Raw genomic sequence first — 25,219 nt, 5'->3', positions numbered from 1 at the left:
AGTTTAAATATTTTGTTTAAAGTAAATGACTGAATTTAGCAGTGAAAATACAGATTACTTCCTCGATGCCATGGGACTTAGATGCCCTGAGCCAGTAATGATGGTGCGTAAAATCATTAGAACAATGAATACTAATGAAACTGTATTGGTAAAAGCAGATGATCCTTCAACGACACGAGATGTACCAAGTTTTTGCCGCTTTATGGAACATGAACTTGTAAAACAATCTACAGAGCAAACGCCTTATTTTTATATCATAAAAAAAGGAGGCTAAAGCCTCCTTTTCTAATTTGTTTATTGAAGCAATGATATATCGGCAATGGCTAGGAAGCTATTGCGGATTTCATTAAGCATGGTTAAACGATTAATTTTTACAGCTTCATCTTCCGCCATAACCATCACGTGCTCAAAGAAATTATCTATTTCAGTTTTGATAGTTGAAAGCGTTGTTAACGCAAATTGATAGTCTTTGTCAGCTATCGCAGGCGCAATAGTAACTTTAACGTCTTCAAATACTTTCGCTAACTGCTGTTCTGCCTCCTCTTGCAGCAAGTCTTTGTTAACAGAGCTTGTAAGCTCCCCTTCAAACTTAGCAAGAATGTTTCCAACACGTTTGTTCGCTGCAGCTAATGTCTCAGATGCTGGTAATGATTTAAAGTGTGCTACGGCTTTAACACGCTTTTCAAAGTCCAATGGCGCTGTTGGTTTATTAACGAGTACTGCTTGAATTACATCAACACTAATGTTTTGCTCTTCAAAGTAAGCTCTAAAACGGCCCATTACGAAGTCAATTACATCTTGCGCTGCATTGCTATTTGTTAGCTTGTCACCAAATAGTGTTTGGCTATGGGCAATTAAATCGGCAATATCTAAAGGTAATTGTTTTTCAATAATGATTCGAATTAGGCCTATAGCAGCACGACGCAAAGCAAATGGATCCTTGTCCCCTTTTGGCGCCTGTCCAATACCAAAAATACCAACTAACGTGTCTACTTTGTCAGCAATTGCAACCGCACAACCTATGTTAGCTTCTGGTAAGCTATCACCGGCGAAGCGAGGTCGATATTGATCTTCTAACGCTTGCGCTATAGATTCAGACTCACCATCGTGTCTTGCGTAGTATTTACCCATTGTACCTTGTACTTGTGGGAATTCTAATACCATCTCCGACATCAGGTCTGTTTTACTTAACAGCCCTGCTCTAAAGGCATCTTCGTGGCTTTCATCAATTTGTTTAGCGATAAAACTACTTAGCTCAGCAATACGCTCTGACTTATCCTTTAACGTGCCCAGTTGTTTTTGAAATAACACTGATTCAAGGCTTAACAATCTAGATTCAAGTGTTTGTTTTTTATCGGTTTTAAAGAAAAATTCCGCATCAGCTAAACGTGGACGAATAACTTTTTCATTACCAAGAATTACTTGTTGAGGTTCTTTAGATTCAATATTTGCAACAAATATGAACTTATTCATTAAATTACCTTGTTCATCACGAACAGGGAAATATTTTTGATGGTCCTGCATTGAATAGATTAAAGGTTCAGCTGGAACTGATAAGAAGTCTTCATCAAAAGTACCAACTAAGGTCACTGGCCACTCATTAATACTAACAACTTCTTCTAGTAGCCCAGGATCTATAATCGCGTTTCCTTTGATAGTTGCAGCAACCTTTTCAACCTGAGTTAAGATTAGTTGCTTACGTTTGTCATAATCAGCAATGACGTAAGCAGACTCTAGTACGCTTTCGTAATTTTTTGCGTGATCTAACTCTACTAATCCACGATGATGAAATCTATGGCCTTGTAATTGATTAGAAGAGTTAATACCTAATGCTGACCCAGTAATCACTTCGCTACCATACATCATAGTAAGAGTATGTACCGGACGGATAAATTGAGTGCGCTCACTTCCCCAGCGCATTGGTTTTGGTATAGGTAGTTTGCTTAATGCGTTATTTACCATATCAGGAATTAGCTCTGAAACTGATTTTCCTGACTGAGTCGCTTTATAGAGTAACCATTCACCTTTTTCAGTCTTAACTCGTTCAGCTTGATCTACAGTAATACCATTAGAACGAGCCCAACCTTGTGCTGCTTTGCTTGCATTGCCTTCTTCATCAAAGGCAATATTAACTGCAGGACCTCTCTTCTCAACGACCTTATCAGCTTGCTTGGCTTCTAAAGCCTGTACTTGCACTGCTAAGCGGCGTGGAGAAGCAAACCACTTGATATCACCATATGCTATTTCTGCCTTATTAAGCTGCAACTTAAGTTGTTCAAAGAATACGGTAGCAAGTTTACTTAATGCCTTAGGTGGTAATTCTTCGGTACCAAGTTCAACCAATAAAGTTTCGTTTTTAATATCAACCATTATACTTCTCCCTCTGCTGTTGATTTGCACATCGGGAATCCTAAATTTTCTCGGGCGTTGTAGTAAGCTTCAGCACAAGCTTTTGCTAGTGTTCGTACACGCAAAATGTAACGTTGGCGCTCTGTTACTGATATAGCATGGCGAGCATCCAATAAGTTGAATGCATGAGAAGCTTTCATTACTTGCTCATAAGCGGGTAATGGTAAACCTGCTTCAATAAGTTTTTGACTATCTTTTTCGCATTGATCAAATTGACCAAATAATGCATCAACATCTGCATGCTCAAAGTTATATGTAGACTGCTCAACTTCATTTTGATGGAATACATCGCCATAAAGTACTTTACCCATAGGGCCGTCGGTCCACACTAAATCGTAAATGCTATCAACGTTTTGAATATACATAGCTAGGCGTTCTAAACCATATGTGATTTCACCAGTAACAGGGGCACACTCTAGTCCCCCCACTTGCTGAAAGTAGGTAAACTGTGTAATTTCCATTCCGTTTAACCAAACTTCCCAACCTAGACCCCAAGCACCAAGTGTTGGTGATTCCCAGTTGTCTTCAACAAAACGAATATCATGAACTAAAGTATCAATACCCAGTTCTTCTAATGAATTTAAATACAACTGTTGAATATTTTTAGGAGAAGGCTTCAACATGACTTGAAACTGATAGTAGTGCTGTAATCGGTTCGGGTTTTCACCGTAACGACCATCTGTAGGACGACGACAAGGCTGTACATATGCACTACTGATTGGTTCTGGGCCGACAGCACGAAGGAAAGTCATTGGATGGAATGTTCCAGCACCAACCTCTAAATCTAATGGTTGAATGATGACGCAACCTTGGCGTGACCAATAATCTTGTAATTGCAAGATTAGGCCTTGGAATGTTTTGATATTAAAGTTAGCCATTGATAGTTACTTTGAATTAATAAATTTGTTCATTTTAGTCATGCATTAGAGTAAAAACTTTAAAACACGAATAGTAAAAAGCCCGATTCGATTACCGGGCATAATATTTAGTAAGATATTACGTATTATACGTCTAAGTTAGAAACTTTTAATGCGTTATCTTCAATAAAGTTTCGACGTGGTTCTACATGATCTCCCATTAAGGTATTAAATAACTGATCCGCTGCGATAGCGTCTTCAATAGTTACCTTAAGCATACGACGTGTTTCAGGATCCATTGTTGTTTCCCATAATTGGTCAGGGTTCATCTCACCCAGACCTTTATAACGCTGTATATATTGTCCACGCTTTGATTCCGCCATTAACCAGTTAAGTGCTTCTTCAAATGTAGCAACTGGCTTAACTTTTTCGCCACGCTTAACATAAGCACTTTCTTCCATAAGGCCGTTAATGGCTTTATTTAATGACATGATAGATTCAAATTCTTTTGAATGTACAAAATCGTAGTTACAGTTATATTGCTTATCAATACCGTGCTGACGAACATTAAACACAGGGAAGTAAATGCTTCGTTCTGAATCATGTTTAACTTCTGCAGAATAGATAGAGCCGTTACCTTCCTGACTTTCTAATAAGCCAAGTAGATCATCTTTCCAAGTGTTAACTTTAGATTCGTCACTAAAATCTGCAATAGACATTTGAGAGCTATATATCATTTTCTCTAAAATATCTTCAGGGATTTGGCGCGAAATTCTGGTAATCGTTTCATTAGTCGTTCTAAATTGATTTACTAATTGCTCTAATGCAATACCAGATATTGCAGGAGCAGAATCATTAACATGAATTTCAGCATTCTCTAAAGCTAAAGTAGTTAAATATTCTGTTAGCGCTTCGTCGTCCTTAATGTATCTTTCTTGCTTACCTTTTTTAACTTTGTAAAGTGGTGGTTGGGCAATAAACACATGACCACGTTCCATGATTTCAGGCATTTGACGATAAAAGAAAGTCAGTAATAACGTACGAATGTGTGAACCATCGACATCGGCATCGGTCATGATAATGATACTATGATAACGAAGCTTTTCCGGATCATACTCATCTCTACCAATACCCGTTCCTAGTGCAGTTATCAAAGTACCTACTTCCGCAGAAGAAATCATCTTATCAAAACGTGCTTTTTCAACGTTAAGAATCTTACCTTTAAGTGGTAAAATTGCTTGGTTCTTACGGTTTCGACCTTGTTTAGCTGAACCACCTGCAGAGTCACCCTCCACAATATATAATTCAGATAATGCAGGATCTTTTTCCTGACAATCAGCAAGCTTACCTGGTAAACCGGCAATGTCTAAAGCACCTTTACGACGAGTCATTTCTCGCGCTTTTCGAGCAGCTTCACGAGCACGAGCTGCATCGATGATTTTCATTAAGATAGTTTTAGCTGTCGAAGGATTCTCTAATAAATACTCTCCTAGCTTCTCACCCATCGCTTGTTCTACAGCGGTTTTTACTTCTGAAGAAACTAGCTTATCTTTTGTTTGAGATGAGAATTTTGGATCAGGCACTTTAACGGAAATAACAGCAGTTAAGCCTTCACGAGCGTCATCACCAGAAGTGTTAGTCTCGCCTTTCTTAGTTTTATTAAGGCCTTCTTTAACCATGTAACTATTAAGCGTTCTAGTTAAAGCAGATCTAAAACCACTTAAGTGAGTACCACCATCACGTTGCGGTATGTTGTTCGTAAAACAGAATATGTTTTCTTGGAAACCATCATTCCATTGCATAGCAACTTCTACTGTAATGCCATCATCTCTTTCTAAATCGAAGTAGAATATCTCTTCATTTACCGGTGTTTTATTGGTATTTAAATAATCTACAAATGCCTGAATACCACCATCGTAATGGAAATGTTCACTTTTATCTTCTTCTCTTTCATCTACTATTTTAATAGATACACCAGAGTTTAAGAATGACAGTTCACGAATACGCTTTAATAATATATCGTAGTGAAATTCTATATCAGAGAAAGTAGTTGGGCTTGGCCAAAAGCGCACTTCTGTCCCTGTTACATCGGTCTCTCCGACAACAGCCAAAGGAGCTTTAGGTTCACCTAAGTGGTACTCTTGCTCATGAACTTGACCAGCGCGACGTATAGTTAGCGTTAATTTGTCACTTAACGCATTTACAACAGATATACCTACACCATGAAGACCACCAGAAACTTTATAACCAGAGTCTTCACCACCAAACTTACCACCTGCGTGTAGTACAGTCATGATAACTTCAGCTGCTGAGACCCCTTCTTCTGGGTGAATATCTGTTGGTATACCACGGCCGTCATCTTTTACGGATACAGAGCCATCTAAATGAATTGTCACGATAATATCGTTACAGTGACCAGCTAATGCTTCATCAATAGAATTATCTAAAACCTCAAATACCATGTGGTGTAAACCAGTCCCGTCATCGGTATCACCGATATACATACCCGGTCTTTTTCGAACTGCATCAAGTCCTTTAAGGACTTTAATACTGTCCGAACCATAATCGTTTTCTACTGTCATAGCGTTTAGCCTATTTCTTTTATTTCCAAAATTTCACCATGTTTCACGTGGAACATAGTGTAGTTTTTCTTATTTTCGTTTTCGCTAATTATAGGGTTTAGCGCGCCCACATCAATTGCAGTAATTACTACCTGACAATTTAACTTATTTAAAGCTGTATTAAACTTTTTCCTAGAATTAGAGTCTAGTTCAGCTCCTAAATCGTCGACTAATAAAATTGCTTTTACTTGCTTAACTTCTTCTATCAATCGCATCTGAGCGAAAGTTAAAGCTACTAAAAACAACTTTTGTTGACCTCTAGATAACTTCAATTCTATGGATTTTCCATCAACATAAAATTTTAAGTCAAATTTCTGAGCGCCAGCTTGGCTATATCCTAATTGATACTCTTTTTCTTTTTGCTCATAAAGTGTATCTGATAGAGACCTATTCTTAGACCACCCCTTGTAATAACTTAAACTTACTCTATCTGCTACTTCCGGTAACAAAATAGCTATCCATTTTTCCAATTCCGAATCTAACTTCTTACAATAGATTTCTCTTAATAAAGAGAGATTCTCAGATGATTCAACAAACTCATTCGTCCAATAATCCAAATGTTCTTTAGTTAACTTCGACTTGAGTACAGCATTCCGCTGTCTATGAATCTTCGTAAACAGCTTCCACGCATGACCAAAACTATGTTCCACGTGAAACATACCCAAATCTAAAAAACGACGGCGCTCTTTTGCACCTCCGAAAAACAACTTAAAACTTTCTGGAGTAACAATCTGAATAGCAAAATCATTCGCTAGTTCTGACAGCTTCCCCAATTTACTACCGTTTTTTTTTACTATAAAGTTCGCTTGGCTACGATGCTTACTTAAACCGAAACTTGCGTTACTTTCATCTTTAATATGTACAGCAAATTCATCATGATCAAAATTACAAACCATGTCAGACTTAGTTGTTCGAAAAGATTTACCATGTCCTATAAAAAAAACAGATTCTAAAATGCTGCTTTTACCACTGCCGTTATCCCCAATAAAAAAATTCAATTGAGGATTAAGGTTAAACTTTTGTTCTTCTAGGTTTCGAAAATTTTTTACGTAAATACTTTCTATACTCATTACAGACGCATTGGCATTACTACGTAAATAGCTTCACTGGTTTCACTACCCTCAATAACAACACTGCTATTGGCATCGGCTAATGTAAATTTAACTGCACTTTCCTTTATCGCGTTTAGCACATCTAATACATAACTTACATTAAAGCCAATTTCTAAATCTTCATATGGATAGCTAATTTCAAGTACTTCTTCGGCTTGCTCTTGTTCAGGGTTATTTGCCGTGATTTTTAATTCGCTGCTTGCGAAATTTAAACGAACGCCCTTGAACTTTTCATTGGATAAAATTGAAGCACGAGATAAAACTTGTCTCAGTTGATCTTTATCTGTTTCCAGCACTTTATCACCATTTCTAGGTAACACTCTTCTGTAATCTGGAAAACGACCATCTACTAACTTACTAGTGAAGGAATATTCACTATCAATAATTCTAATATGATTAGAACCCATGAAAAGTTGTACCTCTTCTTCAACGGGATCTAACAAACGAATAATTTCTAAAATGCCTTTTCTAGGAACGATTACTTGTCTAGCAGGGAGTGCAAGCTCCGGATTACTAATCTTGCAAATAGCCAATCGATGACCATCTGTTGCAACTGAGCGTATTTCATTGCCCTCAGTCTCAATAGACATACCATTCAAATAATATCTAACATCTTGATTTGCCATAGAAAAATGAGTGCTTTCTATTAAACGTAACAAGTCAGATTTTTGAATTTTGAACTCTACGTCACCTTTCCATTCTTCTATATTAGGAAAATCAGTAGCTGCTAATGTTGACAAAGAATATTTACTTCTTCCTGTACTTATAGTGATAGCTTCTGCATTAGACTCAAATGACAATAAAGAGTCTTCAGGTAAACTTTTACAAATATCTAAAAGCTTTTTAGCTGGAATAGTAACCTTGCCATTTTCACCTTGGTTATTAACAGGTGTGCTTGCAACCATTTCCAATTCTAAATCTGTCGCCGTTAAAGTAAGCGTTTGATCGACAACATCAAATAAAATATTACTTAAAATTGGTAGAGTACTTTTACGTTCAACAGCACCCGAAACTAAAAGTAACGGTTTAAGTAATGATTCCCTGCTTAATGAAAACTTCATTCTAAATACCTGTTTTATAACGCCTTTATTAAGACGACAGTGTTCTTATTAAATTCGAATAATCTTCTTTTATATCGTGAGTTTCCTCACGTAAATCCTTAACTTTTCTACATGCATGTAATACCGTTGTATGATCTCGACCGCCAAACGCATCGCCAATTTCCGGTAAGCTGTGATTAGTTAATTCTTTAGATAATGCCATTGCTATTTGTCTAGGTCTAGCAACAGATCGACTTCTACGTTTAGATAATAAATCTGCGACCTTAATTTTATAGTATTCAGCAACTGTTTTCTGAATATTATCTATAGTTACTAACTTGTCTTGCAACGCTAACAAATCTCTAAGCGCTTCTCGCACAAAGTCGATTGTTATAGGTCTGCCCGTAAAGTTTGCATTAGCAATAACACGATTCAAAGCACCCTCTAATTCTCTCACATTTGAACGCAAACGTTTAGCAATAAAAAAAGCAACTTCATCTGCTAAGTTAACATTATTTTCCTGAGCTTTCTTTTTGAGTATTGCAACACGAGTTTCTAATTCAGGAGGTTCAATAGCAAGCGTTAACCCCCAACCAAATCGAGATTTAAGTCGGTCTTCTACCCCATCAATTTCTTTAGGGTAACGATCACTGGTTAAAATAATTTGCTGATTACCTTCTAAAAGCGCATTGAAAGTATGAAAGAATTCTTCTTGAGTACGCTCTTTATTAGCGAAAAACTGAATATCGTCAATAAGCAATGCGTCTACTGAACGATAATACTGTTTAAATTTTTCGATAGCATTATTTTGAAGCGCTTTAACCATATCCTGAACAAAACGTTCAGAATGCATGTAAGCTATTTTTGCTTTAGGGTTATTTAGAAGGATCCCATTTCCAACGGCGTGCAATAAATGCGTTTTACCTAATCCTGTACCACCATAAATAAATAGTGGGTTATATGCGGAACCAGGATTATCCGCTACTTGAGATGCCGCAGCTCTTGCTAATTGGTTAGATTTACCTTCAACAAAGTTATCAAACGTATATTTATTTCTTACATTAGTTGTTTTTGGTAGATTAGTTTCAGGCTCTTTAACAGGACTTATTTCTGCAGGAATTGCTGCTTTACTAATAGCAATAGTCTGATTGCTTGACTCGGTCGAGGGCTTACTTCCTACATCAAACCTTAATAAAGGAGGGTTACTAGTTTCAGTTAACGAAACGATGGTTGAAATGCGTTCTACATACTTATCCCTAACCCAATCTAAAACAAAACGGTTAGGTGCGTACAAAGTCATAATGTTATCTTCAACTACGCATTGCAGTGGTCTAATCCACATACTAAATTGCTGGGCTGGCAACTCTTCCTGCAGCACAGAAAGACACTTCTGCCAAAGGGACTGATCCAAGTTTAACTCCCGGAGTAATACTTCCTTCTTAGAACATAAAAGCAGGCTAAAGATCGTTTTATGTTTTTTGGGATAGGCTAAGTAATATTATTATCTGAATTGATCCATTATCGCCATAGTTATCCACAGTTGCAACAGCTTAACTAGACTTAATAATCGACTTATCCATCCAAATTCGTTAAAACATTGTTTTAATGGCATTTAATTTATTTCTTATAGCATTTTATTCCTAAAAACTGAGTATTATATTTTTTAAATATTTAAACTTAAACCGTTAAATAACTGCTGATTTTTCGAACAATGTGATTAAAGTGTGGATATTTTTTTGATCTACTAGATCTCTACAAGGATCCTTTATTAATTTATTACAGGAAAACATTGACAATCTGCCCAATACTATTTAGAATTCGGCCTCTTTTTTAGACCTGTGTGCTCACAACGGCTGTTTTGCCAGGGCAACAACAACCGAAACGGAAAAGCGTAATGAAAAGAACATTTCAACCTTCTGTATTAAAGCGTAAGCGCAACCACGGATTCCGTGCACGTATGGCTACAAAAAACGGTCGTGCCGTTTTAGCTCGTCGTCGTGCAAAAGGTCGTGCTAGCCTTAGTGCTTAATCTCTATTTAATTAGAGAAAGTAACCACGTTACTTAATGAATATGGTTACGTACGAATTTAACCGGGAGTCTAGATTACTTACTCCCGGTCAATTTCAACAAGTCTTCTCAAAATCTTCTCGTTTTGGCTCAAGCCATTTCACGATATTAATTACTTCAAACAACATTAATAAACCACGAATAGGCTTTGCTATAGCCAAAAAGCGTGTAAAACTTGCTGCTCAACGTAATAGAATAAAACGAATTACAAGAGAAAGTTTCCGCTTACAACAACACGAACTTCCAAATATAGATATTGTTGTTTTAGTAAAATCAGGTATTGATAACCTAGATAATGCCACCATAAATAAACAGTTGGTAAAAATATGGCGAAAAATAATTCAGCGCCACAAAAGCTAGCTATTTCGCTTGTAAAATTTTACCAAAAGCTTATAAGCCCTATCTTAGGGAACAATTGTCGCTTTCAACCAACCTGTTCAAATTATGCTATTGAAGCAATAAATCGCTTTGGAGTGTTAAAAGGTTGTTGGTTAGCAGCTAAACGTATACTAAAATGCCATCCACTTAATGCGGGTGGTGAAGACCCCGTACCACCATTAAACAAAGAGAAATAACACATTATGGAATCCCTACGCAGTATGCTCTTTATTGGTTTATTGGTAGTCACCTATATGCTCTATCAACAGTGGCAACTAGATTATGCCCCTGCACCGGTGCAGCCGACTACTAGCCAATTAGAAGAACAAACGCCAATATCTGACGATTTTGTACCTGCTTCTTCTGATACAGCGACACCAGCAGTAGAACCAACAAAAGCAGCTCGAAGCACGATTGAAGTAGAAACTGACGTTTTGAGAATAAAAATTAATTCTCAAGGTGGCGACATCGTTGAAGCGACCTTACTTCAATATGAAACCGAGCAAGGCAGCGGCATACCGTTCACCATAATGCAAAACGGCCAAATGAAATATATCGCTCAAAGCGGTTTAACAGGTGCCAATGGCGTAGATCGCACTGTACCGGGTCGTCCTATCTATAGTAGTGAAAAACAAACGTACACGATGACCGACGGTGAACCATTAACGGTTAAACTAAACTACCTTGGAGAGACTGGTCTTAACGTTACCAAGTCTTATATATTTACGCCAGGAAGCTACGAAGTCGCTGTTGAATATAGTGTTCAAAACAACATGAGCGCGCCGGCAAGTGTTCAAATGTATGGACAACTTAAACAATCAACTTATGTTGATAGCTCTAGCGGTTTAATTCCTACATACCGAGGTGCAGCGTACTCTACATCTGAAGAACGCTACGAAAAGTATGATTTCGACGATATTGCCGAAGCAAACCTTAATCAAACAACACCTGGTGGTTGGGTAGCAATGCTACAACACTACTTTGTATCTGCTTGGGTTCCAAAAGCCGATGCAGCTAATCAATTATATACAAGTTATTCTAATGCTGGTGATGCTGTTATTGGCTTTAAAGCACCTACTTTAAATATTGACCCGAATTCAACAGCTAAAACATCAGCAATATTTTATGTTGGACCAAAAGATCAGGAAGCATTAGAACAAATAGCAGATGGACTTGACCTAACTGTTGATTACGGATTCCTATTCATGATCAGCCAACCTTTATTCTGGCTACTATTAAAGATCCAGTCAGTAGTGTCTAACTGGGGTGTTGCAATCATCATCATCACTATCATCGTAAAAGGTGCTATGTATCCGCTAACTAAAGCACAATACACCTCGATGGCAAGAATGCGAGAACTTCAACCGAAAATGCAGCAATTAAAAGAGCGTTTTGGTGATGACAGACAAAAGATGGGTCAAGCGACTATGGAGCTTTACCGTAAAGAGAAAGTAAATCCTGCTGGTGGTTGTTTACCTATTTTAATTCAAATGCCAATATTCTTAGCGCTTTACTGGGTATTCCTAGAAAGTGTTGAGTTAAGACATGCTGAGTTTGGATTATGGTTAACGGATTTATCTTCTAAAGATCCGTACTATGTAATGCCTATCTTAATGGGTATTAGCATGTTCTTAATGCAAAGAATGACGCCTATGACAGTACAAGATCCGATGCAGCAAAAAATGATGCAATATATGCCGGTAATATTTACTGTATTCTTTTTCTGGTTCCCATCAGGGTTAGTACTTTACTGGTTCATCAGTAACGTCATATCTATCATTCAAATGAAAATAATATTTAGCTCGCTTGAGAAGGCCAAAGACAAGTAATATTTTTGAAGAAATTAAAAGGTGGCATTAGCCACCTTTTTTGTTTTACTTACAAAACGCTATAATAGCCCCTAATTGTGAATTAAAGAGTATATCTATGTCGTTGCTTTCTGCTAACACCGAAACTATTGCAGCTCAAGCTACAGCACCTGGTAGAGGCGGTGTAGGAATTATTAGAATATCAGGACCTAAGGCATCCATTGTCGCTGAAAAGCTACTGGGTAAGTGTCCTAAAGTACGCTACGCCGATTACTTAAGTTTTAACGATCTAAATGGAAACACATTAGATCAAGGTATCGCACTATATTTTAAAGGTCCAAACTCGTTTACCGGTGAAGATGTGCTCGAGCTACAAGGACACGGTGGCCCGGTTATTCTCGACATGCTGTTAAAAGAAATTCTAAAAGTTGACGGAATTCGAATGGCTAAACCTGGCGAATTTAGTGAACAAGCATTCCTTAACGACAAACTTGACCTAACCCAAGCAGAAGCAATTGCTGACTTAATCAATTCAAATTCAGAACAAGCTGCCCGATGTGCGTTGCACTCCTTACAGGGGGATTTTTCAAAGCTTGTCCATCGACTCGTAGAAAACGTTATACATTTAAGAATGTATGTCGAAGCAGCGATAGACTTCCCTGAAGAAGAAATAGATTTTTTAGCCGATGAAAAAGTAGTCAATGATCTAAAATCTATAATTACCGATGTTGAGGAAGTTCAGCAACAAGCCAAGCAAGGAAGCATTATTCGAGAAGGTATGCGGGTTGTTATTGCCGGTAAGCCAAATGCTGGTAAATCGAGTCTACTCAATGCACTAAGTGGTAAAGAAACCGCTATTGTTACCGACATCGAAGGTACCACGCGAGATGTACTTACCGAGCAAATTCATATCGATGGTATGCCATTACACATTATTGATACAGCAGGATTACGGGAAAGCCCTGATAAAGTTGAACAAATAGGAATAGAACGAGCTTGGGCTGAAATAGTAAAAGCCGATCGAGTATTGCTTATGGTTGACTCTTCTACGACTCAGAACCAAGATCCTAGAGATTTTTGGCCAGAGTTTTTTAACCAGCTACCCGAAAATATGGGTGTGACAATTGTTCGTAACAAAGCAGATATTAGCGGCGCCCGAACAGGTCTGGCTGAAGATGAAACTTATCCAGCAATTACCATATCAGCGAAAAGTGGTGAAGGCGTACAAACTCTAAAAGATCACTTAAAGGCCATTATGGGTTACCAAGGTAACATTGAGGGTGGGTTTATGGCCCGCAGGCGCCATTTGGTAGCTTTAGAAAATGCTCATCAACACCTTCAAACAGGGCTAGATCAATTAGAATCATATGTAGCAGGTGAAATACTGGCGGAAGAACTTAGGATCTGCCAACAAGAGCTTAATGAAATTACCGGTGAGTTTTCCTCGGATGATTTGCTAGGCAAGATATTCTCATCTTTTTGTATTGGTAAGTAACTCACCTACCCGACTAAATTATTCTTTAAATAGCTTTTCAGTGCCTTAATTTTAGGCGCTGTGGCACTGCTTTTTCTAAACTCTAAATTCAACGGTAGTATACCACCGTTAACTTCTGGCAAAACCCTAACCAAATCACTACCATTAGGATCAATTAAATAATCTGGTAATAACGCAATACCTAAGTCTTGTTCAGCCATAGTTTTTAATACGAAATAATCATTAACTTGCATGCTGGGTTTTAACTGCAATTTATAACTAGAATTTTTGCTAATTAATTGCCAAAACGAGTTATTTGCACTATCACCAAAAACTAAACATGAATGGTTAGCTAGATCTTCAGGACGATTAATATCAGGAGCATTGGCTAAGTATTGTTTGCTGGCAAACAATTGAAGTTCAATATCGATCAACCTTATTGATGAAATATCAGAGGAATTGGAAGTTCCATGGCGAATAACAATATCAAATTCCTTTTCCACTATATCCTCCATTTGTTTTGTTAACACTACATCTAGTGATAAATGTGTGTATTGTCGACGGAACTCTGCTAAATGATAGGCTAGAAATTCTTGTCCTATTCCTACAGGACTGCATATACGGATACGACCGGTAATAACACCTTCCAGTTGCTCGCTGGTAGGTGCTATATAAGCCAACTCTTCGTGAATTCTAAGGCAGTGCTGATAATATAACTCCCCTTCATCAGTCATCGCTATTGTGCGAGTAGTTCGCTCTAGTAGGCACACATTAAGTGAATCCTCCAAGCGTTTTATTCTACGAGATACATTCGATTTAGGCACCGATAGTTGTCTTGCTGCAGCGGTAAAACTGCCACTATCAACTACCGTTTTGTATATCATTAAGTCGTTTAAATCGATCATTGTTATCAAAAGTAGAACAAATCTAGTTTTTTAGAAATTTAATTACTTTATAGATAACAATCTAAAGGAATGCCAATTAATGATTTGAATAAAGCTTAAAGCGACTCTACTCGTGATAAAATATCACAATAAATTATTATCGAGATTTTTAAAATGACTCAAATTCAAATTATCGTTGGCAGTATGTTAGGTGGAACGGAATATGTTGCAGAGGCATGCCAAGAAACATTAGAGGATCTTGGCCATAATGTTACTCTTCACTTAGTGCCTAAGTTCGATGACATTTTAAAAGAAAATCAACTTTGGTTGATCTGTACTTCAACTCATGGCGCAGGAGACTACCCGGACAATATTAAATCATTTGTCGATCAACTTACACAATACACACAAGATCTTAACCACACCTCATTTGCAGTGATCGGCATAGGTGACAGTAGCTACGATACATTTTGTTTAGCAGCTAAAAACATAAATACTCTTTTGCTATCAAAAGGTTGTAAAGAGAAAATCAAGTTACTTACTTTAGATATGACGCTAGATATAGATCCAGAAGAACAAGCACAACACTGGATAAGTCAGCATAAAGATCAATTATCCTGATCTTATAAAAAGCTTATCCACATATTTAATTTATTTTCAAAGAGAATGTGGATAAATAACGTATAACCCTGTGAATTAGCATTTATTATTAAGTGTATATAAAAATAACTAATTCAGTCTGTGGATAAAACAGTGTTTTGATCAAAGCTTTTACAGCAATAGATCAAACTTTGATCACAAGATCGTATATGGGCTATATTATTGTAATTAAAGCATTTATTTACCTTATCCACAGAAAACGGCTTTACTAATAATAAGTAATAATAAGATCTTTATATAGATCTATATATTTATTCACGATCATCTATACGATCTTTTCATCAAATGATCATTCCCCTGACACTAAAAAAAATGCTAAAATACGTGTCCTTTTTCAACAGGTGTTGTTTATAAATGTGGTATCAAGACTCTTTTGATGTGATTGTTGTTGGTGGTGGTCATGCAGGAACTGAAGCCTGTTTAGCTGCTGCGCGCATGGGATGCAAAACTTTATTGTTAACCCATAATATTGATACATTAGGGCAAATGTCTTGTAATCCAGCAATTGGTGGTATTGGTAAAGGACATTTAGTTAAAGAGATTGATGCGTTAGGTGGCATAATGGCTACGGCAATAGATCACGCAGCGATCCAATTTAGAACATTAAATGCAAGCAAGGGCCCTGCAGTTAGGGCAACACGTGCTCAAGCAGACCGTGCACTTTATCGAGCATTTGTACGTCAACACCTAGAAAATCAAGAAAACTTAACAATATTTCAGCAACCTTGTGACGACTTGATCTTAGAAAACGATCAGGTAGTTGGTGTATCCACCCAAATGGGTCTTAGATTTAAAGCTAAATCTGTAGTTTTAACAGTAGGAACCTTCCTAGCTGGTCAAATTCATATTGGCTTAAACAATTATCAAGGTGGTCGAGCTGGTGATCCTGCATCGGTTAATTTAGCTCAGAAATTACGTGATATGCCGTTTAGAATGGATCGACTTAAAACAGGAACGCCACCTAGATTGGATGCGAGAACACTCGATTTTTCTGTGATGCAAGAGCAACCTGGTGATACACCAAGGCCAATCTTTTCATTTATGGGATCGCACGATGATCATCCTAAGCAAATTTCTTGCTATATCACGCATACTAATGAGAAAACTCATGACATCATTCGCGGTGGTATGGATCGCTCACCTATGTATACCGGTATCATTGAGGGAGTTGGTCCTCGCTACTGTCCTTCTATCGAAGATAAGATCACGCGTTTTGCCGATAAAGATACTCATCAAATTTTTGTTGAGCCAGAAGGGCTAACAACAAATGAAGTGTATCCGAATGGTATTTCTACTAGCTTACCTTTTGATGTACAAATGGACTTAGTACGTTCAATTAAAGGTTTTGAAAATGCTCATATTACGCGACCTGGTTATGCTATTGAGTATGATTTTTTTGATCCACGAGATCTTAAACAAACTTTAGAAAGTAAATTTGTTAATAATTTATATTTCGCTGGACAAATAAATGGTACTACTGGTTATGAAGAAGCTGGTGCACAAGGTTTAGTGGCGGCAACCAATGCAGCATTACGTGTACAAGAAAAAGAAGAGTGGATTATTGGTCGTGATCAAGCATACATGGGTGTACTTATCGATGATCTAGCGACATTAGGAACCAAAGAACCTTATCGCATGTTCACTTCTCGCGCGGAATATCGTTTGCTACTGCGTGAAGATAACGCTGATATTAGATTGACTGAAAAAGGTCGTGAATTAGGGCTAGTGTGTGACCAACGTTGGGCGAGATTCAATGAAAAAATGGAAAGTGTTGAAGCCGAACGTCAGCGATTAAAGTCTACTTGGGTACAAAAAGATCATGAGGCTGTTGCAAAACTGAATACTTTATTGAAAAACCCAATGAGTAAAGAGGCTACGTTAGAAGATATATTGCGACGCCCTGAGACTAAATATGATGATGTCATGGCTATTGAGGCATTTGGTCCTGCTATTGCCGATAAGCAAGCAGCTGAACAAGTGGAAATTCAGATCAAATATCAAGGTTATATTGATCGTCAAATGGACGAAATAGAAAAGAAAAAACGTCATGAAAATACGTTAATTCCAGTAGATTTTAATTTTGGCCAAATTTCTGGTTTATCAAACGAAGTTGTTGCTAAGCTTACAGATGCTCGACCTGAAACTATAGGCAAAGCCTCTCGAATTTCTGGTATAACACCAGCTGCGATTTCATTGTTATTAGTTTATTTGAAGAAACACGGTTTGTTGAGAAAAACAGCTTAAACTTGGAAGTTTGATGTTAAAAGAAAAATTAAAGGCGCTGATTGCCGAAACTGATATTCAAGCTACCGAAGTTCAAGTTGACCAGCTTATTCAATATGTTGAACTATTAGATAAGTGGAATAAAACCTATAACTTAACTTCTGTTCGTGATCCGAATGAAATGTTGATAAAACACATTATGGACAGTTTAGTTGTAGGTAAGTTATTAAAAGGTAATAATTTTATAGATGTTGGAACGGGTCCTGGATTACCAGGAATACCGCTTTCGATATTGTATCCTGAGCGAAATTTTGTATTATTAGATAGCTTAGGTAAACGAATAACTTTTTTGCGTCAGGTAATTTATCAACTTAAACTAACTAATGTTGAGCCAGTGCAATCTCGTGTCGAAAAATATCAGCCAGAATTATTGTTTGATGGTGTTTTAAGTCGAGCATTTTCATCGTTACAAGATATGGTTTCTTGGTGTCAACATTTGGTTGATGCTAAGGAAGGTCGTTTTTATGCATTGAAAGGGTTATATCCTGAAGATGAATTAGTAGAATTACCTAGCAATATAGAACTCGTAGAGAGCTTTCGATTAAAGGTACCTAGACTTGACGGCGAACGTCATTTAATCGAGCTGAAAAAAAATAATTAATATTCGAGGCGCTTGTGGGCAGAATAATCGCAGTTGCAAACCAGAAAGGTGGTGTAGGTAAAACAACTACATCTGTCAATTTAGCAGCATCCCTTGCTGCAACTAAACGCAAAGTTTTATTGATCGACCTTGACCCACAAGGTAATGCGACCATGGGAAGTGGTGTCGACAAATATGAAGAAATAGCGACTAGCTATGAATTACTTGTTGAGCAACAACCTTTTGATAAAGTCGTTTGCAAAGAAACTTCGGGTATTTACGATTTAATTGCCGCTAATGCCGATGTTACTGCAGCTGAAATTAAACTAATGGAAGTCTATGCTCGTGAGCTTCGCTTACGAAACGCTTTAGAGCCGATAAAGAGTCAATACGATTATATAATTATTGACTGCCCACCTTCGTTAAACATGTTAACGGTCAATGCGATGGCTGCTGCCGACTCCGTTCTCGTTCCTATGCAATGTGAATACTACGCGTTAGAGGGACTAACTGCATTAATGGAAACAATTTCACAATTGACCTCTGTTATTAATGGTGAGCTAAAGATTGAGGGGATTTTGCGAACCATGTACGATCCTCGTAATCGTCTAGCTAACGATGTTTCTGAACAATTAAAACGCCATTTTGGTGATAAAGTTTATCGTACAGTAATCCCTCGTAATGTTAGACTTGCCGAAGCACCAAGTTTTGGTGCACCTGCAATGTATTATGATAAGTCATCTACTGGCGCAAAGGCGTATTTAGCGCTTGCGGGTGAAATTTTAAGACGCGATGAATCAGCTAAAAAAGTGACTAAAGAACAAAAAGTTACAGAACAATAATTATAGATAAATAGGATTGATATGAGCCCTGCAAAACGTCGAGGTTTAGGACGCGGATTAGACGCATTATTAACGCCAAGCCCTAAAGCGGAAGCTGACCAAGATGCAGCAAGTACTGATCAGGCAGTTGATAAAGGTGAATTAAGAAAGTTACCTATCGAGCAATTGCAGCCAGGCAAATACCAACCTCGTAAGGATATGTCTCCTGATGCGTTAGAAGATCTGTCTAATTCAATTAAGTCTCAAGGTATAATCCAGCCTATCGTTGTTCGCACTATTGCTGACAATAGTTTTGAAATTATTGCAGGAGAGCGTCGCTGGCGAGCAGCACAATTAGCTGATATCGATCTAGTACCTTGTTTAGTTAAAGATGTTCCTGATGAAGCCGCGGTCGCGATTGCTTTAATTGAAAATATTCAACGTGAAGATTTAAATGCAATGGAAGAAGCGATTGCATTAGAACGTTTATTGACTGAATTTGAATTAACGCATCAAGAAGTTGCTGAGGCGGTAGGAAAATCAAGAACTACAGTAACAAACTTACTCCGTTTAAATAATTTAAATGATGAAGTAAAAACCTTGCTTGAACATGGTGATATAGAAATGGGCCATGCGCGTGCCTTGCTCTCTTTAGAAGGTGACCAACAAACAACAACTGCACGTGCTGTTGTTGCTAAAGAGCTAACTGTTAGGGAAACAGAGTCTTTAGTTAAAAAGGTACAAACTCCAGAGCAACCTAAACAAGAAAAAGTTAAAGATCCAAATACCGTATCGCTTGAAGAGCAGTTAACAGAGCGCCTTGGTTCACAAGTAAGCATTAGCCATAACAAAAAAGGTAAAGGTAAGCTTGTTATTTCGTATACCAATCTTGACGAATTAGATGGCATACTTTCTAAAATTCAATAAATATTAGCCTTTTATGAATAGCTATCGTCTATTTTGAATATTCACCAATATTTTCGCACAAATTAGGGGCTTCAGTGCCCTCTTTTGTTGCAATAAAACCGTAATTGAGTATACTTGCGGGGATTTTTTGAGATGTAAAATTATCTCAGAAAAAATGTAGAGTTTACGAAGGTTTTCGTTAGAGGTTTAAAATTTGAATCAGTTGGTTAAGCCAGGTCGAAAATTATCGCGGCAACAATTGATTTTTGCTTCTTCGTTAGTACTAGTCTCTACAGTAACAATATTTTTAAGTTGGGGGTTAAGCCATGCCCAGTCAGCACTAGCTGGTGGTTGTATCGGCGTAATCCCTAATTTTGTGTTTGCTCTTTATGCTTTTAGGTTTGCAGGAGCTAGCGCCTCGAAACAAGTAATGGATTCATTCTTTAAGGGCGCGAAAATTAAAATGGTACTAACGGCGCTATTATTTGCCTTGAGCTTTAAGTTTTTGTCTATATCGTTAGTTCCTTTTTTCAGCACATACATTTTGGCGGTGGTATCTCCCATACTTTATACCGCCTTGAGCAAGTTTACTTTTAATCAACAATAATTGGGATACAAGATGGCAGCAGATACTGGCTCTTATATCAAGCACCACTTAACTAACTGGTCGGTTAGCATTGGTGAAGGAAGTTTTTGGACACTCCACGTCGATACGTTGGGTTGGTCAATATTTCTAGGCTTGGTTTTCTTACTTACTTTCCGTTCAGTCGCGAAAAAAGCTACTACTGGCGTTCCGGGCAAAATGCAATGTGCCGTGGAAATGATCGTAGAGTTCGTAGACAAAAGCGTTAAAGAAACCTTTCACGGTAAAAACGCTTTAATCGCACCTTTATCATTAACTATCTTCGTATGGATTTTGTTAATGAATGCGATGGACTGGGTACCAGTTGACTGGATTCCGACAATTGCGGGCTTAATTGGTCAACACGCATTTGGTATGGACCCACACGATGTTTACATAAAGTCAGTACCTACTACTGATATGAACATGACATTTGCTTTATCACTTGGTGTGTTCTTCTTAATTATTTACTACTCAATCAAAATTAAAGGTTTAGGTGGTTTTGCTAAAGAATTGACTTTACAACCATTTAATCACCCTGCTTTTATTCCAGTAAACTTTATTTTGGAATCAGTAACATTGATTGCGCGTCCGGTATCATTAGCACTTCGTCTATTCGGTAACTTGTACGCTGGTGAATTAATTTTCATCTTGATTGCAACAATTGGTTTATTCCAATTACCGGTTCACTTCCTATGGGCAGCGTTCCACTTATTAGTTATTCCGCTTCAAGCTTTCATTTTCATGATGTTAACCATCGTGTACTTAAGCTTGGCGCACGAAGATCACTAACTCTTCGGGATTGAGTTAGGCGGCTGCTTTTATTTTTGGTAAAAGCAGTCAAAGAACCCGAAGGGTTTAGGACAGGATGTCCACAAAGAATTTTTAATTTTTTAACTTTATAACTTACTTTAAATAATCGGAGATAAATATGTTATATATCGCTGTTGCATTGCTAATCGGCTTAGGTGCTTTAGGTACTGCGATTGGTTTTGGTCTATTAGGTGGTAAATTCTTAGAGTCTGCTGCTCGTCAACCTGAACTTGCTCCTCAACTTCAAGTGAAAATGTTCATCGTAGCAGGTCTTATCGATGCGATCGCTATGATCGGTGTTGGTATTGGTCTATATCTTCTATTCGCTGTTGGTGCATAAGACAATATCCAACAAACCCTGCGAATTTAATAGATATTAGGAGCTAACGAATATGAATATTAATGCAACCCTTATCGGTGAATCTATTGCATTTATCGTATTTGTAATCTTCTGCATGAAGTTTGTGTGGCCGCCAATTATGGCTGCTATCGAAGACCGTCAAAAAACTATTGCTGACGGCCTTGCTGCTTCTGACCGTGCTGCTAAAGATCTTGAGCTTGCTCAAGAGAAAGCTGCTGCACAGTTAAAAGAAGCTAAAGCACAAGCTGCAGAAATCATTGAAGCTGCGAAGAAACGCGAAGCTCAAATGATTGATGAAGCTGCTGAAAAAGCACAAGCAGAGCGTGAGAAAATCATCGCTTCTGGTCATGCAGAAATTGAGTCTGAACGCAATCGCGCTACAGAAGAGCTACGTCAGCAAGTGTCTGCGTTAGCTGTTGCTGGTGCCGAGAAAATTCTTGAGCGTTCAATTGATGCCGCTGCACATAGCGACATCTTAGATAAATTAGTCGCTGAACTTTAAGAGGGAATAGAGCTATGTCTGAATTGACAACTATCGCTCGCCCTTACGCTAAAGCAGCGTTCGATTTTGCTGTTGAAGCTAAGGCCATTGATAACTGGTTAGAAATGCTAGTTTTTGCCGCTGAAGTTTCAAAAAATGAAACGATGACTTCTTACCTTTCTGGTGGGACGTCAGTAGAGCAAGCACAAGAAATATTTTTAAGTGTTTGTGGCGAACAGCTAAATGAACAAGGTCAAAACTTAGTAAAAGTTATGGCTGAAAACGAACGTCTGTTGGTGCTACCACAGGTTGCTAGTCAATTCGCTGAATTAAAAGCTGAATTCGATAAAGAAGTAACTGTAGATGTGTCGTCTGCTGTTGAATTAACAGCTGACCAACAATCAAACATTAGCGCCGCGCTTGAAAAGCGTTTGGCTCGTAAAGTGAAGCTTAATTGTGTTGTTGACGCAACAATCGTGTCTGGCTTAGTAATAAAAGCAAATGACATGGTAATCGATGGTTCAGTAAGAGGTAAACTGGACCGTTTAGCAGCAACAATGCAATCTTAACGGGGAACAGAGCATGCAACTGAATTCCACTGAAATCGCCGAACTGATCAAAAATCGTATTGAGAAGTTCGACGTAGTTAGTGAAGCTCGTAACGAAGGTACTATCGTTTCTGTAACAGATGGTATTATTCGCATCCACGGTCTTGCTGATGTAATGCAAGGTGAGATGATCGAACTTCCTGGCAACCGCTATGCAATCGCGTTGAACTTAGAACGTGATTCTGTAGGTGCGGTTGTTATGGGTCCTTACGCGGACCTAGCTGAAGGCGTAAAAGTTAAAGGTACTGGCCGTATTTTGGAAGTACCAGTAGGACGTGGTTTATTAGGCCGCGTTGTAAACACTCTAGGTGAGCCGATTGACGGTAAAGGTCCAGTCGACAACGATGGTTTCGCACCAATCGAAGTAGTAGCACCAGGTGTTATCGATCGTAAATCTGTTGATGAGCCAGTTCAAACTGGTATCAAGTCAATCGATGCAATGATTCCAATTGGTCGTGGTCAGCGTGAGCTTATCATTGGTGACCGTCAAATTGGTAAATCTGCGATCGCTTTAGATGCAATTATTAACCAGAAAAACACTGGTATTAAGTGTGTGTACGTAGCAATTGGTCAGAAAGCTTCGACTGTTGCTAACTTAGTACGTTCTTTAGAAGAGCACGGCGCATTAGACAACACTATCGTTGTTGTTGCATCAGCTTCTGAAGCAGCTGCACTTCAGTACTTATCAGCTTATTCTGGTTGTACTATGGGTGAATACTTCCGTGACCGCGGTGAAGATGCACTAATCGTATATGATGACTTATCTAAGCAAGCAGTTGCTTACCGTCAAATATCATTACTATTGCGTCGTCCGCCAGGTCGTGAAGCATACCCAGGTGACGTTTTCTATCTTCACTCACGTCTACTAGAGCGTGCTGCTCGTGTAAACGAAGAGTATGTTGAGAAGTTCACTAACGGTGAAGTAAAAGGTAAAACAGGTTCTTTAACTGCATTACCTATCATCGAAACGCAAGCGGGTGACGTATCTGCTTTCGTACCAACTAACGTAATCTCAATTACCGATGGTCAGATTTTCTTAGAATCTAACCTATTTAACTCAGGTATTCGTCCTGCTGTTAACGCTGGTATCTCAGTATCTCGTGTTGGTGGTGCTGCTCAAACTAAAATCATCAAGAAACTTGGTGGTGGTATTCGTTTAGCATTAGCACAGTACGCTGAATTAGCGGCCTTTGCTCAATTCGCTTCTGACTTAGATGACGCTACACGTGCTCAATTAGAGCATGGTCAACGCGTAACTGAATTAATGAAGCAGAAGCAATACAGCCCGCTATCAGTTGCTGAGACAGCTGTATCATTATTCGCTGCTGAAAAAGGCTACTTAAATGACGTAGCTATTAATAAGGTAGTTGATTTTGAAGCTGCATTATTATCTTACGTAAATAATGAGCAAGCTGAGTTGATGGCTACTATCAACGAGAAAGGCGACTATAACAAAGACATTGAAGCAGGTTTAGTTAAAGCACTTGATACATTCAAGTCTACTCAAACTTGGTAATAGTTAACTTTTTCGTGGAGAAATAGTCATGTCCGGCGCTAAAGAGATAAAATCGAAGATTGGAAGTGTACAAAATACACAGAAGATCACCAGCGCAATGGAAATGGTTGCAGCCAGTAAGATGCGTCGTGCACAAGACGCGATGGCTGCTTCTCGCCCATACGCTGAAAATATGCGAAATGTGATCGGTCACATCGCGCTTGGTAACTTAGAATATCGCCATCCATATTTGGAAGAGCGTGAAGTTAAGCGCGTAGGCTATATCGTTGTCTCTACTGACCGTGGTTTGTGTGGTGGTTTAAACATTAACTTGTTTAAACAAGTACTTGCTGATGCTGGTAAGCATCAAACAGCAGGCGCTGAAGTTGAATTTGCAGTTGTTGGCTCTAAAGCTACAGCGTTTTTCAACAATATGGGCGCTAATGTAAAAGCACAAATTTCGGGATTGGGTGACCATCCATCTGTAACTGACCTAATTGGTTCAGTTCGTGTTATGTTGGATGCATACGATAACGGTGAAATTGACAAGTTGTACGTGGTTTACAATAAGTTTGTAAATACCATGACGCAACAGCCAACAATCGATCAACTTTTACCTTTGCCTAAGTCAGACGATGACGAAATTAAACATCGCTGGGATTACATGTACGAACCAGATGCTCAAGTTTTACTTGATCAGTTACTTGTTCGTTACACTGAATCTCAAGTGTACCAAGGTGTTGTTGAAAACCTAGCATGTGAGCAAGCTGCTCGTATGGTTGCAATGAAAGCTGCAACTGATAATGCTGGTGATTTAATCGACGACCTACAGTTGGTATACAACAAAGCACGTCAAGCAAGTATTACTCAAGAATTGAGTGAAATTTGTGCTGGTGCGGCAGCGGTTTAAGCAAAGGTTCTTTTTAAGAGCACAAGAT

The 25,219-nt window shown here is 38.3% G+C and carries 25 protein-coding genes; 18 read left to right on the top strand and 7 right to left on the bottom strand.

What is annotated here, in order from left to right:
- Positions 1 to 25: 25 nt before the first annotated feature.
- Positions 26 to 274 (top strand): sulfurtransferase TusA, encoded by a 249-nt coding sequence (gene tusA / locus HII17_RS04490; protein WP_169074086.1) that lies wholly within the window; start codon positions 26 to 28, stop codon positions 272 to 274.
- Between the two features lie 20 nt (positions 275 to 294).
- On the opposite strand, the gene glyS is transcribed toward tusA, so the two are convergent.
- From glyS to dnaA, 6 genes are all read right to left on the bottom strand, one after another.
- Positions 295 to 2,361 carry a glycine--tRNA ligase subunit beta gene (gene glyS, locus HII17_RS04485; protein ID WP_169074187.1) on the bottom strand — a complete coding sequence of 689 codons (2,067 nt, stop codon included), beginning with the start codon at positions 2,359 to 2,361 and terminating at the stop codon, positions 295 to 297.
- Positions 2,362 to 2,369: 8 nt separating this feature from the next.
- The gene (gene glyQ, locus HII17_RS04480) at positions 2,370 to 3,287 is read right to left on the bottom strand and encodes a glycine--tRNA ligase subunit alpha (RefSeq protein ID WP_169074085.1); all 918 of its coding nucleotides are present in this window, start codon (positions 3,285 to 3,287) and stop codon (positions 2,370 to 2,372) included.
- 125 nt (positions 3,288 to 3,412) lie between these two features.
- Positions 3,413 to 5,848: a DNA topoisomerase (ATP-hydrolyzing) subunit B gene (gyrB, locus tag HII17_RS04475; protein ID WP_169074084.1), complete on the bottom strand. Its 2,436-nt coding sequence runs from the start codon at positions 5,846 to 5,848 to the stop codon at positions 3,413 to 3,415.
- Positions 5,849 to 5,853: 5 nt separating this feature from the next.
- Positions 5,854 to 6,957: a DNA replication/repair protein RecF gene (gene recF / locus HII17_RS04470; protein ID WP_169074083.1), complete on the bottom strand. Its 1,104-nt coding sequence runs from the start codon at positions 6,955 to 6,957 to the stop codon at positions 5,854 to 5,856.
- The gene (dnaN, locus tag HII17_RS04465) at positions 6,957 to 8,060 is read right to left on the bottom strand and encodes a DNA polymerase III subunit beta (RefSeq protein WP_169074082.1); all 1,104 of its coding nucleotides are present in this window, start codon (positions 8,058 to 8,060) and stop codon (positions 6,957 to 6,959) included. Before dnaN ends, recF begins: the two co-directional genes overlap by 1 nt.
- 28 nt (positions 8,061 to 8,088) lie before the next feature.
- On the bottom strand, positions 8,089 to 9,450 hold the full coding sequence (gene dnaA / locus HII17_RS04460) for a chromosomal replication initiator protein DnaA (protein WP_169074081.1): 1,362 nt from the start codon (positions 9,448 to 9,450) through the stop codon (positions 8,089 to 8,091).
- A gap of 483 nt (positions 9,451 to 9,933) precedes the next feature.
- Here dnaA and rpmH point away from each other — a divergent pair, with 483 nt between their 5' ends.
- From rpmH to mnmE, 5 genes are all read left to right on the top strand, one after another.
- Positions 9,934 to 10,068 carry a 50S ribosomal protein L34 gene (gene rpmH / locus HII17_RS04455; protein WP_118959841.1) on the top strand — a complete coding sequence of 45 codons (135 nt, stop codon included), beginning with the start codon at positions 9,934 to 9,936 and terminating at the stop codon, positions 10,066 to 10,068.
- 36 nt (positions 10,069 to 10,104) lie between these two features.
- A complete protein-coding gene (rnpA, locus tag HII17_RS04450; protein ID WP_235938632.1) occupies positions 10,105 to 10,467 on the top strand; it encodes a ribonuclease P protein component in 363 nt (120 codons plus the stop codon).
- Positions 10,434 to 10,682, top strand: a complete 249-nt coding sequence (yidD, locus tag HII17_RS04445; protein ID WP_169074080.1) for a membrane protein insertion efficiency factor YidD — start codon at positions 10,434 to 10,436, stop codon at positions 10,680 to 10,682. The genes rnpA and yidD overlap by 34 nt, the downstream gene beginning before the upstream one ends.
- A 6-nt stretch (positions 10,683 to 10,688) precedes the next feature.
- On the top strand, positions 10,689 to 12,314 hold the full coding sequence (yidC, locus tag HII17_RS04440; protein WP_169074079.1) for a membrane protein insertase YidC: 1,626 nt from the start codon (positions 10,689 to 10,691) through the stop codon (positions 12,312 to 12,314).
- Positions 12,315 to 12,411: 97 nt separating this feature from the next.
- The gene (gene mnmE, locus HII17_RS04435) at positions 12,412 to 13,788 is read left to right on the top strand and encodes a tRNA uridine-5-carboxymethylaminomethyl(34) synthesis GTPase MnmE (RefSeq protein ID WP_169074078.1); all 1,377 of its coding nucleotides are present in this window, start codon (positions 12,412 to 12,414) and stop codon (positions 13,786 to 13,788) included.
- A gap of 5 nt (positions 13,789 to 13,793) precedes the next feature.
- Here mnmE and HII17_RS04430 read toward each other — a convergent pair whose 3' ends face one another.
- Positions 13,794 to 14,672, bottom strand: a complete 879-nt coding sequence (locus HII17_RS04430; protein ID WP_169074077.1) for a LysR family transcriptional regulator — start codon at positions 14,670 to 14,672, stop codon at positions 13,794 to 13,796.
- Positions 14,673 to 14,825: 153 nt separating this feature from the next.
- Here HII17_RS04430 and mioC point away from each other — a divergent pair, with 153 nt between their 5' ends.
- From mioC to atpG, 12 genes are all read left to right on the top strand, one after another.
- Positions 14,826 to 15,272 (top strand): FMN-binding protein MioC, encoded by a 447-nt coding sequence (mioC, locus tag HII17_RS04425; RefSeq protein WP_169074076.1) that lies wholly within the window; start codon positions 14,826 to 14,828, stop codon positions 15,270 to 15,272.
- A gap of 393 nt (positions 15,273 to 15,665) precedes the next feature.
- Entirely contained in the window at positions 15,666 to 17,555 is a 1,890-nt protein-coding gene (mnmG, locus tag HII17_RS04420) for a tRNA uridine-5-carboxymethylaminomethyl(34) synthesis enzyme MnmG (protein WP_169074075.1), read from the top strand.
- Positions 17,556 to 17,568: 13 nt separating this feature from the next.
- Entirely contained in the window at positions 17,569 to 18,195 is a 627-nt protein-coding gene (gene rsmG / locus HII17_RS04415) for a 16S rRNA (guanine(527)-N(7))-methyltransferase RsmG (protein WP_169074074.1), read from the top strand.
- Between the two features lie 14 nt (positions 18,196 to 18,209).
- Positions 18,210 to 19,016 (top strand): ParA family protein, encoded by an 807-nt coding sequence (locus HII17_RS04410; protein ID WP_169074073.1) that lies wholly within the window; start codon positions 18,210 to 18,212, stop codon positions 19,014 to 19,016.
- Between the two features lie 21 nt (positions 19,017 to 19,037).
- A complete protein-coding gene (locus HII17_RS04405) occupies positions 19,038 to 19,922 on the top strand; it encodes a ParB/RepB/Spo0J family partition protein (protein WP_169074072.1) in 885 nt (294 codons plus the stop codon).
- 193 nt (positions 19,923 to 20,115) lie between these two features.
- On the top strand, positions 20,116 to 20,508 hold the full coding sequence (locus HII17_RS04400; protein ID WP_169074071.1) for an ATP synthase subunit I: 393 nt from the start codon (positions 20,116 to 20,118) through the stop codon (positions 20,506 to 20,508).
- 12 nt (positions 20,509 to 20,520) lie between these two features.
- Positions 20,521 to 21,315 carry a F0F1 ATP synthase subunit A gene (gene atpB, locus HII17_RS04395; protein WP_169074070.1) on the top strand — a complete coding sequence of 265 codons (795 nt, stop codon included), beginning with the start codon at positions 20,521 to 20,523 and terminating at the stop codon, positions 21,313 to 21,315.
- Between the two features lie 139 nt (positions 21,316 to 21,454).
- Entirely contained in the window at positions 21,455 to 21,676 is a 222-nt protein-coding gene (gene atpE / locus HII17_RS04390; protein WP_089153031.1) for a F0F1 ATP synthase subunit C, read from the top strand.
- 52 nt (positions 21,677 to 21,728) lie between these two features.
- Positions 21,729 to 22,199: a F0F1 ATP synthase subunit B gene (gene atpF, locus HII17_RS04385; RefSeq protein WP_169074069.1), complete on the top strand. Its 471-nt coding sequence runs from the start codon at positions 21,729 to 21,731 to the stop codon at positions 22,197 to 22,199.
- A 14-nt stretch (positions 22,200 to 22,213) separates the two neighbouring features.
- The gene (atpH, locus tag HII17_RS04380) at positions 22,214 to 22,747 is read left to right on the top strand and encodes a F0F1 ATP synthase subunit delta (RefSeq protein ID WP_169074068.1); all 534 of its coding nucleotides are present in this window, start codon (positions 22,214 to 22,216) and stop codon (positions 22,745 to 22,747) included.
- A gap of 13 nt (positions 22,748 to 22,760) precedes the next feature.
- Positions 22,761 to 24,302 carry a F0F1 ATP synthase subunit alpha gene (atpA, locus tag HII17_RS04375; protein WP_169074067.1) on the top strand — a complete coding sequence of 514 codons (1,542 nt, stop codon included), beginning with the start codon at positions 22,761 to 22,763 and terminating at the stop codon, positions 24,300 to 24,302.
- A gap of 28 nt (positions 24,303 to 24,330) precedes the next feature.
- Complete coding sequence (gene atpG, locus HII17_RS04370) at positions 24,331 to 25,191, top strand: F0F1 ATP synthase subunit gamma (RefSeq protein WP_169074066.1); 861 nt, start codon at positions 24,331 to 24,333, stop codon at positions 25,189 to 25,191.
- Positions 25,192 to 25,219: the final 28 nt, after the last annotated feature.

The organism is Thalassotalea algicola (genome assembly GCF_012932965.1).
Classification (GTDB): Bacteria; Pseudomonadota; Gammaproteobacteria; order Enterobacterales; family Alteromonadaceae; genus Thalassotalea_F; species Thalassotalea_F algicola.
The sequence above is the reverse complement of the archived record's forward strand: the minus strand, read 5'-3'. Positions and strand labels throughout refer to the sequence as shown.

Coding starts and splice junctions, on each gene's coding strand:
- tusA (WP_169074086.1), top strand. CDS start 26: ATGACTGAATTTAGCAGTGAAAATACAGATTACTTCCTCGATGCCATG.
- glyQ (WP_169074085.1), bottom strand. CDS start 3,287: ATGGCTAACTTTAATATCAAAACATTCCAAGGCCTAATCTTGCAATTA.
- gyrB (WP_169074084.1), bottom strand. CDS start 5,848: ATGACAGTAGAAAACGATTATGGTTCGGACAGTATTAAAGTCCTTAAA.
- recF (WP_169074083.1), bottom strand. CDS start 6,957: ATGAGTATAGAAAGTATTTACGTAAAAAATTTTCGAAACCTAGAAGAA.
- dnaN (WP_169074082.1), bottom strand. CDS start 8,060: ATGAAGTTTTCATTAAGCAGGGAATCATTACTTAAACCGTTACTTTTA.
- rpmH (WP_118959841.1), top strand. CDS start 9,934: ATGAAAAGAACATTTCAACCTTCTGTATTAAAGCGTAAGCGCAACCAC.
- rnpA (WP_235938632.1), top strand. CDS start 10,105: ATGAATATGGTTACGTACGAATTTAACCGGGAGTCTAGATTACTTACT.
- yidD (WP_169074080.1), top strand. CDS start 10,434: ATGGCGAAAAATAATTCAGCGCCACAAAAGCTAGCTATTTCGCTTGTA.
- yidC (WP_169074079.1), top strand. CDS start 10,689: ATGGAATCCCTACGCAGTATGCTCTTTATTGGTTTATTGGTAGTCACC.
- mnmE (WP_169074078.1), top strand. CDS start 12,412: ATGTCGTTGCTTTCTGCTAACACCGAAACTATTGCAGCTCAAGCTACA.
- HII17_RS04430 (WP_169074077.1), bottom strand. CDS start 14,672: ATGATCGATTTAAACGACTTAATGATATACAAAACGGTAGTTGATAGT.
- mioC (WP_169074076.1), top strand. CDS start 14,826: ATGACTCAAATTCAAATTATCGTTGGCAGTATGTTAGGTGGAACGGAA.
- mnmG (WP_169074075.1), top strand. CDS start 15,666: ATGTGGTATCAAGACTCTTTTGATGTGATTGTTGTTGGTGGTGGTCAT.
- rsmG (WP_169074074.1), top strand. CDS start 17,569: ATGTTAAAAGAAAAATTAAAGGCGCTGATTGCCGAAACTGATATTCAA.
- HII17_RS04405 (WP_169074072.1), top strand. CDS start 19,038: ATGAGCCCTGCAAAACGTCGAGGTTTAGGACGCGGATTAGACGCATTA.
- atpB (WP_169074070.1), top strand. CDS start 20,521: ATGGCAGCAGATACTGGCTCTTATATCAAGCACCACTTAACTAACTGG.
- atpE (WP_089153031.1), top strand. CDS start 21,455: ATGTTATATATCGCTGTTGCATTGCTAATCGGCTTAGGTGCTTTAGGT.
- atpF (WP_169074069.1), top strand. CDS start 21,729: ATGAATATTAATGCAACCCTTATCGGTGAATCTATTGCATTTATCGTA.
- atpH (WP_169074068.1), top strand. CDS start 22,214: ATGTCTGAATTGACAACTATCGCTCGCCCTTACGCTAAAGCAGCGTTC.
- atpA (WP_169074067.1), top strand. CDS start 22,761: ATGCAACTGAATTCCACTGAAATCGCCGAACTGATCAAAAATCGTATT.
- atpG (WP_169074066.1), top strand. CDS start 24,331: ATGTCCGGCGCTAAAGAGATAAAATCGAAGATTGGAAGTGTACAAAAT.